The organism is Streptomyces sp. NBC_00210 (genome assembly GCF_045160975.1).
In the GTDB taxonomy this organism is placed as follows: Bacteria; Actinomycetota; Actinomycetes; order Streptomycetales; family Streptomycetaceae; genus Streptomyces.
In genome coordinates this window covers 2139319-2153865 of the sequence record NZ_CP108120.1, presented here as the reverse complement: position 1 = coordinate 2153865, position 14547 = coordinate 2139319, and the positions used below count along the sequence as shown (strand labels likewise).

General features: G+C 68.0%; 10 protein-coding genes. 4 read left to right on the top strand and 6 right to left on the bottom strand.

Going from position 1 to position 14547, the window contains the following annotated elements:
* The first annotated feature begins 116 nt into the window (after positions 1-116).
* Positions 117-2951: a type 2 lanthipeptide synthetase LanM family protein gene (locus OG729_RS09650; protein ID WP_405805548.1), complete on the top strand. Its 2835-nt coding sequence runs from the start codon at positions 117-119 to the stop codon at positions 2949-2951.
* Positions 2952-3274: 323 nt separating this feature from the next.
* Here the strand turns inward: OG729_RS09650 and OG729_RS09645 are convergent, their stop codons facing one another.
* The 6 genes from OG729_RS09645 to OG729_RS09620 all read right to left on the bottom strand — a co-directional run bounded on the left by OG729_RS09645 (position 3275) and on the right by OG729_RS09620 (position 11418).
* Positions 3275-5080, bottom strand: coding sequence for a 3-deoxy-7-phosphoheptulonate synthase (locus tag OG729_RS09645; protein ID WP_405805547.1), 1806 nt, complete (start codon positions 5078-5080; stop codon positions 3275-3277).
* Between the two features lie 198 nt (positions 5081-5278).
* On the bottom strand, positions 5279-7453 hold the full coding sequence (locus OG729_RS09640) for a prenyltransferase/squalene oxidase repeat-containing protein (protein WP_405805546.1): 2175 nt from the start codon (positions 7451-7453) through the stop codon (positions 5279-5281).
* Positions 7450-8406, bottom strand: coding sequence for a dTDP-glucose 4,6-dehydratase (gene rfbB / locus OG729_RS09635; protein WP_405805545.1), 957 nt, complete (start codon positions 8404-8406; stop codon positions 7450-7452). The genes OG729_RS09640 and rfbB overlap by 4 nt, the downstream gene beginning before the upstream one ends.
* Entirely contained in the window at positions 8403-9278 is an 876-nt protein-coding gene (gene rfbA, locus OG729_RS09630) for a glucose-1-phosphate thymidylyltransferase RfbA (protein WP_405805543.1), read from the bottom strand. The genes rfbB and rfbA overlap by 4 nt, the downstream gene beginning before the upstream one ends.
* Positions 9275-10570 carry a hypothetical protein gene (locus tag OG729_RS09625; protein ID WP_405805542.1) on the bottom strand — a complete coding sequence of 432 codons (1296 nt, stop codon included), beginning with the start codon at positions 10568-10570 and terminating at the stop codon, positions 9275-9277. Before OG729_RS09625 ends, rfbA begins: the two co-directional genes overlap by 4 nt.
* The gene (locus tag OG729_RS09620; RefSeq protein ID WP_405805541.1) at positions 10567-11418 is read right to left on the bottom strand and encodes an acyltransferase; all 852 of its coding nucleotides are present in this window, start codon (positions 11416-11418) and stop codon (positions 10567-10569) included. Before OG729_RS09620 ends, OG729_RS09625 begins: the two co-directional genes overlap by 4 nt.
* A gap of 540 nt (positions 11419-11958) precedes the next feature.
* Between OG729_RS09620 and OG729_RS09615 the strand changes: the two genes are divergently transcribed.
* Genes OG729_RS09615 through OG729_RS09605 form a run of 3 tightly spaced genes read left to right on the top strand, consistent with a single transcriptional unit; the run spans position 11959 to position 14263 of the window.
* Positions 11959-12105: a hypothetical protein gene (locus OG729_RS09615; protein ID WP_405805540.1), complete on the top strand. Its 147-nt coding sequence runs from the start codon at positions 11959-11961 to the stop codon at positions 12103-12105.
* Entirely contained in the window at positions 12102-13343 is a 1242-nt protein-coding gene (locus OG729_RS09610; protein WP_405805538.1) for an MFS transporter, read from the top strand. Before OG729_RS09615 ends, OG729_RS09610 begins: the two co-directional genes overlap by 4 nt.
* The gene (locus OG729_RS09605) at positions 13340-14263 is read left to right on the top strand and encodes an NADP-dependent oxidoreductase (protein WP_405805536.1); all 924 of its coding nucleotides are present in this window, start codon (positions 13340-13342) and stop codon (positions 14261-14263) included. Before OG729_RS09610 ends, OG729_RS09605 begins: the two co-directional genes overlap by 4 nt.
* The last annotated feature ends 284 nt before the right edge of the window (positions 14264-14547 follow it).

Here is a 14547-nt window from a genome sequence, read left to right as displayed (position 1 = left end):
GCGTGGGGAACTGCGTGCCAAGCCACGATGCGTCCGCACCCGTGAACGCGCAGTTCCCCGCGCCCCTTTGGGCGCCTGGAGGGCGCGAACGTGCGGCGGAATGGGGAGGGTGGACGGTGAGCGGATCGGCGCCGGAAAAGAGGGACGAGGCGGAGTGGTTCGCCCAACCCGTACGAAACATCGCCCGCCCGTGGCGGGAAGAGCTGGCCCGGCGGCTGGCCGCCGTGGACGCCCTGGGCCGGGGACAACGGGAAGCGGTGCTGGAGGCCGGCCACACCGCCCTGCTCAGGTCCTTGCACGCGAAGCTGTCCCGCCTGTTCCTGATTGAACTGCACGCGCTGCGCATGGCAGCAGGCGGCGGGCGGGCCGCCGAGGGCGCAGGGGCCGGATCCGACACGAGGACATGGGCCGCGTTCATCGAGCAGGCCGGTGAGGAGGGCTATCTCGACCGGCTGGCCGGCCGATACCCGAGCGCCGGCCCGCGGATCGCGTCGGTGGCGCGGCTGTCGGTGGCTGCGGCGGCCGGTTTCGCGCAACGGCTCGCCGCGGACCGCGAACTGCTGCGGCCGCTGCTGGGGGGACCCGCCGGGGAGATGCGAGCCGTCGCGTTCGGGGCGGGCGACACCCACCGGGGCGGCCTGACGGTCAGCCGGGTCGACTTCGCCGGCGGGAGCGTCATGTACAAGCCCCGGCCGTCCGAGGCAGACGTGGCGCTGGGCGCGCTGCTGGACGAGCTCTATGCGGACTTCCCCGGTGCCCCGGCGCCGGATGAGCGCATCCGGGTACCGCGGACGCTGGCGCGCGAGGGCTACGGCTGGGCCGAGTTCGTCCGCCACCGCTACTGCGCGGACGACGCCGAACTCGCCGCGTTCTACCGCAACGTCGGACACTGGCTGGCAGTCCTCCGCTTCACCGGCGGCACCGACATGCACGCCGAGAACATGATCGCCGCGGGCCCGGTGCCGGTGATCGTGGACGCCGAGACGCTCTTCGACGCCCCCGCGCCCTTCCCGCCCAGCGGCCGGGGCGACGCGGTGGACGTGGCGGCGGCGGCCATCCGCCGTACGGTGCTGCGTACCGGACTGCTGCCCGTACGCGGCACCGGCTTCGCGCTCGGTGGGGTGGACATCTCCGGGGTCGGGGCGCTGCCCGGCCAGCAGCCGCTGATCCCGAACCCGGTGATCGCGGACGGCGGCAGCGCGGCGGCCCGCTTCCAGGTGGACCTGGTGGCGATGCCCACCGCGGGCAACCACCCCAGCCCCACCCCGGTGCTGAGTGCGTACTGGGACCGGATCCTGGCCGGTTTCCTCGAGATGACCGGGCACCTGCGCCGGCCCGGGATCGACCCGTACCGGCTGCTACGCCGCTTCGAAGGCGCCCAGGCGCGGCGGATCCTGCGGCCGACGCAGGCGTACGTCGACATCGGCCGGATGCTGTGGCACCCGGCGTCGTTGCACGATGAGGCGGCGGCACTCGAGCGGGCCCGGGACATCCTGCGGCGCAACGCCGAGGTGCTGCCCGGTGCGCCGACCGACCGCGCGGCCATCGACGGCGAGATCGCGGACCTACTGGCCGGCGACGTACCGATGTTCAGCTTCACCGTGGACGCGGCCGCCGTACGGACCACCGTCGAGGACTGGCGCACCACCGACCTGGCGCTGGAGGAGTCGGTGATCCAGGACGCGCTGGTGGGCGCGTACCTCAATGAGCGTTCGCTGCCTCAGCGGGTGCAGGCCGCCGCCCGCGACCCGCACGCCCGTGACCGGGAGCGGCGCCGCCGCGACCTGGCCGCGCAGATGGTACGGAGGCTGTGTGACGGGGCGGTGCGCGGCGAGGACGGTACGGTCACCTGGATCAGCCCTGTCTTCACCCCCGCGGGGTGGTCCATCAGGGTGCTGCCCGCCGACCTCTACACCGGGCAGGGCGGGGTGGCGCTGACGCTCGCGGAGTACGTGAGAGAGGTGCGGGCCGGGCGGGCGGACGAGGTGCCGGGCGTCGCCGAGACGTTCGAGGGGGCGCTGCGGGTGCTGGTCGGCACCGAGGACCGGACGCCGACGCCGTCACCCGGGGCGTTCAGCGGTGCCGCGTCGCAGGTGTGGACGTGGCTGGCGCTGCACCGGGTGCTCGGTGAGGACTGGCTGCTGGAGCGGGCCGCCGAGAGGGCCCTGCTGCTCGCGGAGGGCCGACTGGTCGAGGACGACGTCGAGGTGGACCTCCTCAACGGGGCGGCCGGCGGAGTCGTCCCCCTCCTCAACCTGGCCGCGGCGACCGGGCAGGACCGCTGGCTCGGCGCCGCCACGCACATCGGCCGCCGGCTGACCGCGCTGGCCACGGTCGACGCGAGCGGCGCCCGCTGGACGACCCGGCTCAACCCCGAGGGCATCGGCGGCTTCGCCCACGGCGCCACCGGGATGGGCTGGGCGCTGACCCGGCTCGCCCTCAGCGACGCGGGTTCCGCGGCCGAACGGCACGGCTGGGCCCACCTCGCCGAGCGGGCCTTCGCCTACCAGGAGTCCCTCTACCAACCCGAGCACGGCAACTGGCGCGACGTCCGCATCGGCGCCGAGGAGGACTTCTTCACCAGCTGGTGCCACGGCAGCGCGGGGGTCGGTATCGGCATGCTCGATCTCCACCGACGCGCGGGCGATCCCGCCCACCTCGACATGGCGCACCGCGCAGCACGCGCCTGCGCCGCCGAGGGCTTCGGCTGGAGCCACACCCTGTGCCACGGCGACCTCGGCCTCTGGGAATTCCTCACATCCCTGAACTTCGGCGACCCCTCCGACCTCGACGCCGAAATCCTCACCGGCCTCGAACAACGAGGCCCGGTCGGGGGCCTGGCCCGCGAAGCGTTCTCCCCCAGCCTCATGTCCGGCCTCTCAGGAGTCCTTCACACTCTCCTTCGCATGCACCCCGCGGCCACCCTGCCCAATCCCCTACTCCTCGACTGACCTCCGGGCTGGTGTGTCGACTCAACTACGGCATGCGGGTGCCGCGTTCGGCCAAGCGGAGCACGTCGTCCTCCCCCGGTGGGGCAAGGAGCGCGGGGGTGCCGGTCGGGGGTGCGTGCGTGAGGCCGGGCACGTAGCCGACCTTGTGAGCACCGGACGGAGTCCGCCACACGCGATCGAGCAGGTCAAGGTGAGCAAGGCGACCCTGTTAGACCGAATGCCGTCGGACGCAGGGGTACCTCCTTTCGGAAACCGTGAATCAAACTGTCCCGCTGCGGGCGGGCCGAATGAACCGGAAGCGATGAAATGACACCAATTTCAGGTCAAGCCATCACAGTCAGTCCAGGTGACACAGCCGGCATCGCGTCGAGCAGTTCGCCGACGAGTTCCGCGAGCCGCAGCGACTGCGCCGGATTGAGCCGGGGGTCGCAGGCGGTACGGTAGTTGGCGGCCAGATAGGCGTCGTCGATCTCCGTATCGACGCATTCGGTGACGCCGTCGCCGGACAGTTCCAGATGGATTCCGCCCGGGGACATCCCGGTATCGCGGCAGGCGTCGAAGAATGCGCGAAGCTCCTCTTCGATGGCCAGCACCGACCGGGTTTTCACGCCCGCGGCACTGGCTACCGTGTTGCCGTGCATCGGATCGCTGACGAAGCGGTCGGCCAGTCCCTCGTCCGCCGCGGCGGCGAGCAACACGCGGGTGCGTTCGTACGCCTGGGCACGGCCCATGCGGAGGATGAAGGTCAGTCGCCCGGGGACGTTGTCCGGGTTGAGCACGGCGTGCAGGGCGAGAAGTTCCTCCGGCGTGCACTTCGGCCCGATCTTCACCGCGATCGGATTTGCGATCCCCGCGGCGAATTCGATGTGCGGACCCGTCAGGGACCGTGTGCGTTCGCCGATCCACAACAGGTGCGCCGACAGGTCGTACCGATAACCATGGTCCGGGCTGCGCCGGCTCAGCGGCCGTTCGTAGTCAAGCAGTAGCGCTTCATGAGAGGTGAACACGCCCGAGCCGGCCATGAACGACAAAGTCTTGCTGGACTCCTGGTAGGCGCGAATCAGGTTGCGCGGATTGGGGATTCGTTCGCGCGCAGAGAATTCTACGGAGTTCACGGCGTCACCCAAGTAGGAAGGCAGGGTGAGCTCACCGCGGCGCTCGACCGTCGCCGAGCGCGGTTTCGCGTACTGGCCGGCGATCCGGCCGACCGTGACGACCCGGGTACCGGATGCCGCCGCGATCCGATCGGACATTGTGCGCAGTAACGCGATTCGGTTCACCACTGAGCGGGGCGTGTTGTCGCGGAAAGTCTCCGCGCAGTCCCCGGCCTGGAGCAGGAAGGTCGGCGCCGCGAGTTCGGCGTGCAGGTTACGGCAGTCGGCGGCCGACACCAGCGGGTCGACGCTGGCCAGGACTTTGCGAACGTGCTGCACCTCGGACTCGACCGGCCACCGCGGCTGGTGATGCTCGCCCGGTGCGACCTGCGTGATGCCTGTCACCGGACGGTCGCCCTTTACGAGGACCGTACCCGGCGCGTTGGTCGCGACGAACCGGGGATTGAAGACCTCGTGTACGAGCACCCGCACTCGATTGGAGAATTCGATTTCGTAGACGCGGCCGGGAGACCCTGCGGGCAGCAGTCCGAATGGGTCGGTGGTGACTCCGGCTCCGAAGATCCGGCGTCGTTCGAACAGCCCGAGGCGTCGGGTATGCAGCCCGAAGGGAGTTTTTCCGCTGGGTATGACGTAATCGCGGTCGTTCCCGCAGAAGGTGATGATGTTCTCGCTCACCACGGCGCCCGTAGCGTCACGCAGCCGGGAGCGGCGGATGCCGAGATCGGCGTGCGGGCCGGTGCCGAAGACCCGGGCGAGATGTACGGACGGCGGAATCGAGCCGATGTCGATCTCCGGCAACACCTCCGCCGACAGTGCGGAGCCCACGAGTGACTGCAGCAGCACGGTCGTGGATCCTTCGTTGTGCAGCATCATTCGTGTCGATGACGGCATGGCAGGTGGCGCCGTGAATTCGGGATACGAGTCCATTCGTAACACCCTTAGGTCATTGGATTGATCATCTTGTGGGCGAAGCGCGTGAGAACGAGTGCGGCCAGGGCGAGTGACGGTTCGCACCGGGTCGTGGTGACGTGCTTGGGCGCCTTCCGGCGGTCGGCCGGCAGGGCGAGGCCGTGCTCCCTCAGGGCGCGCGGCCTCGCAAGAGCCTGTTGCGGGCGGGGTGTTCGCTTCGACGAGGACACCGCCGGTGCGCTGTTTGTCCGGGGCGCGCGCGGCTGACATCGAGCTGCGGGGAGCCGGCGGCACGCCGGGAGATCACGTCATGATCGAGGCCCAGTACTTGTTCAGCTTCTTTTCGAGCATCAACACGGCCTGCACGGCAATGAATCCTTCGTCGGTGGTGTCCGATGGTGCATCGAACTGCCGGGAGAACCCGCCGTCCCGGCTCTGATGGCCCGCTATCCAGTCGATGCACGCCGACGCATCCGCGGGCTCGGCATCGAGCAGGTACAACGCGGCCACCGCGTGATACGTGCCGACGAAGCTCACTGCGCGCCCGTGGCCATAGTGGAATCCGCCGTCGGCTGACTGCAGGCTCCGCAGATAGTCGACGGTCCGCTCGGCCTGCGGCGGCTGGAATCCCAGCGGTATGAGGCTGTCGACGGAACGGAAGGTCGAGAACGACTCCGACGGGCCGCCGGGCACACTCGAGTAACCTCCGTCGGCATTGCGGCAGGCGAGGATGTATGACGCCGCATGCTCGTGTGACCGGGTCGGCTCGCCGATCGCATGCAAGGCGAGCACGGCGAGATTGGTGTGCCAGGAGTCGGCCGGGTACCCGGGGAAGTTGCCGAACCCGCCGTGCGGGTGCTGGCAGCGCCGTAGGAATTCGCGGCAGCGCTCGACGTCGAAGTCCCATCGCTTCAGGACGTGTGCGACCAGTACGACGCAGTACGTGGTGAACAGTTCCGACGGGAGCCCGGGGGCCTCGCCGAAGCCGCCGTCACTGTTCTGCGATGCGAACAGGTAGCCGGTCAGGCGAGTCGACTCGCTGTCATCGAGCGGCAGACCGAGCGCCATCCGATCGGAGATGACGTGCACCGCTGAGAAGTTCTGCGGCGTGTTGTCGGCGCGGAACGACAGCGGTGCTGTGTAGGGCGTCAGGCCGTGGCCGGGCCCGACCCGCGTGGAATCCAGCCAAGTGAGGTAGTCGCCGACGCGCATCTGCGGTGCGTCGATCGGGCCGGTCGCCACGAATGTCAGATCCGGCACGTACGGTACGCGGGTCAGCGTCGCCGCCTCGTCGGGCTTACCCCACTCGGCCGGCTGCACACCCGCTCGGACGGCACCGTTCGGGTCGAAGAACTCCCAGATCAGTTGAGTTGCGGCGAACTTGCTGCCGAACAGCACATAGGCCGAATTGCCGACGTTGAACCCGCCGGGGGTGCGCGGCGGAACCATCACATGCCGCGCCAGGGGCACGGTCGGATCAACCGGTGTGGAGAACCAGTTCCCCTGCCCCTGGAAGATTCCCGACCCGTCGGAGTAGGTGCCAACCTGCTCAAGGCAGGTGGTGACGAGCGGCGCGCTCTCGTCCGGGAACTCGTCCGCCCAGGCCCGGGCAGCCCCGAAGAGCAGGCCGTGGTCACCTATGTCCTTCTTCGGAAAGGGCGAGGCCTTGCCCTTGAACAGCGCGAGATCAGCGGCGATGCTGACCTTTCCGGTGTGGTCGCTGCGGTTCCAGTACCCGCCGGACAGCGGGTGTGGATGATGCTCGGAGATATAGCGCAGCGGCCGACGGACGTAGTTTCCGCGGTCGAAGGCCCGACCGGCACGGTCCAGCCGGTAGAGGGCCAGCAGAGCCAGCGCGTTCCCGGTCACGTAGTGACCTTCGAGCAGATCGGGCTCGCCGGTCGGCTCGACCACTTCCCAGAACACGCCTTTGTCGTCGTCGAAGAATGCGAACAGCGCATCGGACAGGTTCGACGTCACCGCCGCGTCGATGTCCGTGCCCTGGATCGCAATGAGTGCCAACGCGACATCGGTCAAGCGGCGCTGGCGATCGATCGGCTGGACCAGTCCCGGCAGATAGGTGGTCGCCAAACGGGCCTGGAATGCCCGCGACAGCAGCGCATCGAATTCACCGCGCAGCCGCTCGGCGGCCTCCTTTTCCCCCAGTATGTCGGCGCGGGTGATCGCAGCCAGGTATGCCAGCGCCTGTGAGCCCAGCCTGCGATGGCGTCCGGCCATGGACACCACGCCGTACTGTTCCAGGACCTCGTGGAATCCGCCGCCGACGGGATCCCGGAAACGGTCTACAAAGCCCGGACCGGACGGGGTCTCGTCGCGGCGGTTGGCGATGAGATCGGCGAGCGCGGCGTCGACCAGCAGGCTTTCCTGGGTGATGATCTTCTCGTCGTAGGAGAAAACCGCCGACGGCGGCTCGTCGCCCGAAATCAGTCGCGCAGCCAAGAGAGTCGAATCGGTCATTCGTGCCACCAGCTCTTGTTGTCCGAATACCATGCAATTGTTTCCCGGATGGTCGTCGCGAAATCCCGCTGCGGCCGATAGCCGAATTCGTCACGGAGTCGCGAGTCGTCGACGCAGTAACGTGCGTCGTGGGCCTTCCGGTCGGGCACGAACGAGATTCGATCGGAGTCCAGCTCCATCTCGTCGAGAATGATGCGTGCCAGTTCGAGATTGGTCAGCTGGAAGCCGCCGCCGATGTTGTAGATCGACTCCTTGGGTGTACCGGCCAACAGTTGTGCCACCGCGTTTCCGTGGTCGCTGACATGCAGCCAGTCACGTACGTTGGTCCCCGTCCCGTAGAGCGGGATGTTGCCGCCGCCCAGCAGGGTTGTAACGAAATGTGGGATCGCCTTCTCGGCGTTCTGATAGGGGCCGTAGTTGTTCGAGCACCGGGTCACCGTGACCGGAAGACCGTGGGTGCGGGCGAAGGCGAGTGCCGCCAGATCCGATCCGGCTTTCGACGCGGCATACGGCGAATTCGGCGCCAGAGGAGCGTCTTCGCTCGACGAGCCGACCGGGACCGATCCGTAGACCTCGTCGGTGGAGATGTGCACGAACCGCCCGACACCTGCGGCCGCCGCCGCCTCCAGCATGGACTGGGTACCCAACATATTGCTTCGCATGAACGGCAGTCCCGACTTGATCGACCGGTCCACGTGCGACTCCGCCGCGAAGTGCACGACGGCATCGCAGTCGGCGAGATGTCGGGTGACCGTCCCGGTATCGCAGATGTCGGTCTGGTGGAATGTGATGTCGTCGAGCACGTCCGTCAGGTTGCTCAGCGTTCCGGCGTAGGTGAGGTTGTCGATGACAACCATCTGCTGGACGTCCAGCACCGGGAACCGTCCGGCGACGAGATCACGGACGAAGTTCGAGCCGATGAATCCGGCGCCGCCGGTCACCGCGATCCTCATGCCGCGCTCCTGTTCGCGAGCTGCACCAGGTAGCTTCCGTACTCGGAGGAGTCGAACTGCTCGGCCGCCACGAGCAGTTCGTCGGTATCGATCAACCCGGCGTCGAAGGCGATCTCCTCCGGGCAGGCGATCTTGCGTCCCTGCCGGGTCTCGATGGCGTGCACGTAATTGCAGGCGTCGATGTAGGACTCACTCGTGCCGGCGTCGAGCCAGGCGAAGCCGCCGGTCAGCGGGACGATCCGGGCCAGGCCCCGATCAACGAAATACTTGTTCACATCGGTGATTTCGAGTTCACCGCGCGCCGACGGGGTCAGCCCGGCCGCCACGTCCAACGCCTCGTTGCTGTAGATGTAGAAGCCGGTGATGGCCAGTTTGCTCGGCGGGTCGGTGGGCTTCTCCACCACATCGATCAGCGCACCATGACGGTCCAGCCGTGCGACGCCGTAGCGTTCCGGATCGGATACCTCGTATCCGAACAGCGTCGCGCCGACATTGTTCTTGATCGCGTCGGCCACGATGGAAGCGAAGTCGTGGCCGTGAAAGATGTTGTCGCCCAGGATGAGTGCCACGTCGTCGGTGCCGACGTGCCGCCTTCCCACGATCAAGGCGTCCGCCAGGCCGCGCGGGGTGTCCTGGACGGCGTAGTCGATGTGCGCACCGAAGCGGCTGCCGTCACCGAGCAGGCGCTCGAACATCGGTAGATCCTGGGGGCGGGTGATCACCAGGATCTCGGTGATCCCTCCCATCAGTAATACCGATAAAGGGTAGTAGATCATTGGCTTGTTGTAGATCGGCAGCAGTTGCTTGGAGACAACGCTGGTCATTGGGGCCAGTCGGGTGCCATTTCCGCCGGCGAGAATGATGCCTTTCAATTTCCCCCTCCTCCTGTATTGCGCGGCCAGGCCGCGCTGGCTTCTTCCTGATGCACGCGGGCTTCGGCTACCACCTGTGCTATCAATTTGGCCGCCACCTCGGCGCCGTTAACGGTCGGTGCGATCGCCCGCGAAGCCGCGGCGGTCGCTCGGGCGAAAGAATCCGATTCGGAGAACGCCTCCTGCAGGATGTCCAGCAGTGCCGCCGCATCCGGTTCGGTCACCGTGGAATAGCCGAGCAGCGCGAGCCGGCGCATTGCCTCGAGTTCGTGATATTCGTTGTAGCCGCTGAGTACATAGGCGACCGGTGCGTTCATCACCGCCATCTCCGTCACCGAGATCCACCCCGGGGGTGACAGCACGACTTTCGCGTGCTTGACCAGTGAGTGCCAGTCGGTGACGTAATTGAGGAACACCACGCCGTCGATGTCCTCGGAGAACTCCTGTCGCCCGATGAGGACGAGGCGGGCCTCCGGATGCGCAGTCCGCAGCTTCTCGAAGGCGGTGAGATAGTTGGCGAGCAGGCGGTCCCTGTTCTCGGTGAACATCGCGGTGCCGCCGACCCCGGCGACGATGTACTGCGATCCGGCGAGTCCGAATTTTTCGTCGACCGCACTGCGCGGCGCCGGGTCGGCGGCGCACTCCTCGCGCACGATCGGTCCGGTGAAATGGCCGTTACCGGCGGCGATCGCGCGGAGCACCGGGGTGCCACGGTCGAGTTCCTCGATGGGCGGTTTGTCGGTGAGCACCGCGCGGGCGCGCCGCGTCACCCAGTCGAACAGGGTGGTGAGCGCGGAGCGGATGGCATCCACCTCGGCCGGATTCTCGACGGTGAAGCCGGCGTCGACCAGGCTCTTGTTGTCGAGCTGCCCGAGCGTGAAATCGTAGCGCTCGGTGATCAGAATGTGGGGCACGCCCGACACCTCGGCGGCGAGGCTGGCCGCGATGTTGTAGTCGCTGACAACAATATCGGGCTCGACGGAGTCGATCAGAGCGACCGCATTGAGCATCTTGTCGCCGCTGATGAACGTTTGGTTCAGGTATTTGGTGACGTAGGTGGTCCAGTCGAAACTCTTGCCAAGTTGCGAAGTGTTGGCATGATCTCGTTCGGTCGGCCCCACGTGCACCCGGGTCCCGATCGATTCGAACATCGACCTGAATATCGCGCTCTTCGAGCCGAGATATACGTGCTGCTCGGACCCCGGGAAGAGTTCGCGCACCTTGGCGGCGACCGCGAGGGCTCGCATGTTGTGGCCCGTTCCGGTTTCGGCGGGCAGATACAGAACCTTCATCCGAAGATGCCTTTCGAGGTTTCGCCGGAGGCGACGGACCTGGTCACGACGGCATCGGGGGCGATGGTCGCACCCGCGCCGATCCGGACCGGTCCGACGATGGTGGCGCCGTCGCCGACCACGACCCCCGTGGCGATGTACACGGGGGCGGCCGTCCATGGCCTTCCCGGAGTGCGGTGCTCGTGCGTGGAGGTCGTGATCGTCACGGCATCGCCGAGGGTCACGTCGGCCCCGATGGCCAGCCCGCCGCCGCCTTCGGCGACGAGGTGGTCGCCGAGGGCGGTCCGCGTGCCGACCGTGATTCCACCGTCGGGGCTCGGACCGTCGGGGCGCCCGATCATGATGGCCGCGCGGCCGATGGCGACCCCCTGGCCGAGGGTCGCCGCGCAGTCGAAGTAACCGTCCGGGTCGGACGGCCCTCCTGGGAAAAGTCGTGTGGTGTCATGCTTTTGACGCTTTCGCACGATCGCCAGCACGCCCTCAATGCCGTCGCCTTCGTCGAATCGCGTCGTGATCGTCCCTCTCGCCACGGCGGGCCGTCCGTAGCTGATGGTGTGTGCCCCGACATTTTCGTGAACCTCGGAACCGGCGCCCACGATGGCGTGTTCACCGATGCGAACCCCGGGCGCGATACGCGCGCCGACGCCGATCCAGGCGCCGTCGCCGATCCGCACCGGCTGCTCTCGCGAGCCAAGAATCTGCGCGCGAGCGGCGATTTGAGCGCCGTTGCCCACCGTCGCGTGGCGCAGAACCACCCTAAATCCGACAAAGGTTTCTCGACCGACTGCGGATTCGTCAACGACCGCGCCGTGCCGGAACCAGGAGCCACCCTGAAATCGATCCTCCATGAACCCATCCCCCTGGGTCTGAAGCGTATACTTGCATACTAGCTAGTATGCTGGCATCTAGTGCTGTTGCAAACAGGCGGCAGGTCTTTGTGAGCGAGGTCACCGGCAGGTCGGCGGCCCTGGTTCTCCTCCACCGCCCACCCCGCTGCCCTTGCCGAAATCGGCTGGGGGGCGGGCGCAGTGCTCGGGGCGTAGGCGTACGCGTCTCGTCCGGGTCGCTGATCGAGCGGCATGCCGCGGTCGCGGGCCGCCTCGCCGGCAAGGACCTGCCATCCATCCTCGATTGCAAGGCCGTTCAGGACCCGGCCGTACAAGTCCGCCGCGGCGAGGGCCACTCCCTGCAGCCCGGAACCGGCGCCTGGTCGGCCTTCGGTACCCCGCCGCATCCGATCTGAGTACGCGCACCTGCCGCACACCGGCCGAACCCCCTTGGGGTGACGGCCTGAACCCTGTTAGCATGCGTGCTACTTCGATGTTTCACGAACAACGAATTAAGGATCGGCTGTCAGATCCCGATCCGACGATGTCAGGAGCCAAACGATGAGTCCTCCGTCCCTGCGCACATTCGTCCTGAAACAGGCCATGGACAACCACGCCAGAGTCCCCGCCGTGCTCGGAGAGGATGCGACCGACGTGATCACCCCGGTCGAAGAGAAGCTCAACCGAACCTCGGCGGTGATGACATGACCAGTGCTGCCTCGACCCCGACCACGGTCGCCCCGGCAGCGGGCGCCGGCGGGTCCGCTCCGTCTGCCCGGACCGTCTCCCTGCTGTCCTTCGCCACCATGTTCGTCATCGGCACGGACACGTTCCTCGTCGCTCCGCTGCTGCCGACCCTGGCCCGCACCTTCCACGTCTCCTCGGAGATCTCCGGCTGGATGGTGAGCGCCTACGCGCTCGGCTACGCGGTCTTCGCACTGGTCGCCGGGCCGTTGTCGGACGGGCGAGACCGTCGCAGGGTGCTGCTGGCCGGTCTGGTCGGTTTCATCGTGATGACCGCACTCTGCGGCTTCGCGCAGGACTTCTGGACGATGATCCTCTTCCGGTTCCTCGCCGGAGTGAGCGCGGCGTTCGTCTCGCCGCAGATCTGGGCGTCCATCCCTGGCCTGGTGAAGCCGGAGCAGATCGTCCGCACCATGGGGTTCGCCACGGCCGGCCTGTCCATCGCCCAGTTCGTCGGCATTCCGCTGGGCAGCTGGCTCGCGACGGCCTCCTGGCACCTGCCGTTCTGGGCGATCGGTGGGGTGTCCGCCCTGCTGTGGCTGGTGCTGGCTCGCTTCTTCCCGTCTGTGCCGCCCCGCCCGGGGGCTTCCGGAAACGGGGCTCGCGCCATCTTCGGCACCTATGGCACGGTGTTCGGCAGCGGTCGGCTGCGCTGGTTCCTCCTCGGCTACCTGGTCTTCCAGACCGGCAACTTCGAGGCCATCTCCTTCTTCGGCTCCTGGTTCACCAAGGACTTCGAGCTGAGTGTCGGCTCCGTGGGCACCGCCATGATGGCCGTCGGGGCGGGCAATGTGGTCGGCTCCCTGTTCGGCACCCGCCTGGTGCGGCGCCTGGGGCTTTACCGCTCGCTGCTGAGCGGGGTGCTGGCCATGGCGGTGCTGTACTGCCTGGTGCCGCTCTCGCCGAATCTGGTGACGGCGCTGGTTCTGCTCGCGCTGGTCATGGTGGTCGCCGGGTTCGTTTTCCCGGTGTTCATGAGCGTCCTGCAGCAGCAGACCGAGACCGCCCGCGGCACCGTCTCCTCCTTGGCCAACGCAGCCATGTACATAGGGACGACCATCGGCGGCGCCGTCGGCGGCGTCCTGTTGTCCAACGTCGACGGCTTCTATGGCGTCGCCGCCTTCACCGTCGCCGCCTACCTGCTCTCGCTCGTGGTGTACGCGGCGGCCGGGGCCTTCCGCCGCCAGGAGGCTGACGCATGAGCACGGCCATGCTTTTCGACCGGTACGGGAGCTCGGACGATCTGTACCTTGCCGACGTGTCCGTTCCCTCTCCGGGCCCTGGCCAGGTGGTGGTCCGCTACACCGCGATCGGGGTCAACCCCATCGACTGGAACATCCTCCGGGGCGACGTGCAGGAGTACGTTCCGCTGGACCTGCCCGGCGCCTGCCTGGGGGTCGAGGCGGCGGGCGTCGTCGTCGATGTCGGGCCCGGTGTACGGCGGTTCCGGGTCGGGGACTCCGTCATCCGCCACGGGCGGCCCGGCGCCTTCCGGGCCCACGAGGTTGTACCCGCCTCCCAGGAGGCCGACGAACTCACCCCCCAGCCAGGCCGGTTCTCCGCCGAACAGGCCGCCGTCCTGCCCGTGGCCGCGGGCACCGCGTACTCGGCCCTGCGGCAAGTGAAGCTGCGCGCGGGCGAGCGGCTCCTCGTGCACGGCGCGTCCGGCGGGGTGGGCCTCGCCACCGTCCAGCTTGCCCTGCTCCTCGGCGCGGCCGAGGCGATCGGCACCGCCTCGGCCCGCCACCACGATCTGCTCCGGCACCTTGGGGCCACGCCGGTCGAGTACGGAGACGGCCTCCTTGAGCGGCTCGCCGGGCTCGGCCCGTTCCACGCCTCTGTCGACTGTGCGGGCGGGCCCCAGCCCACGGATGTCGCGGTACGCCTGGTGGACGCCGCGCCGCGCCGGGTCACGATCGTGCCGGACCCTCAGTCCCAGACCCGAGGGGTTCAGTACCTCGACCACGTACCACTGGAGCTGGCATCCACGCTCGACCTGATCGGACACAGCCCCTTCGAACTGCCCATAGCCGCCCGCTTTCCGCTGTCGCGGGCCGCGGAGGCGCTCGAACTCGGACAGCAGGGCGGGACCGGCGGAAAGATCGTGCTCCTTCCCGAGTAGTGACCACCGCGGTCGAGGTGACCGACCTAACCGACACTCCCGGCTGGAACGCGCCGAATGTCGCACGCAGTTGGCGCCACTACCTGGGCGAGTGGCAGGAGGTGACGTGTTCCCCGGCGCCTACCGTCTGGCCTCTCTGATCCCGACGGCCACGGTCTCCCGTCGGCGGTCCGAGGAGCGCATCAATGTGCTGCGCCGCGCACCGCACGACTGACGGTGCAGGCCGGGGCTCGCGGCAGTGGACGGCGCGCGCCCCGGACGGTGCCCGTCCACCTGGTGACGTT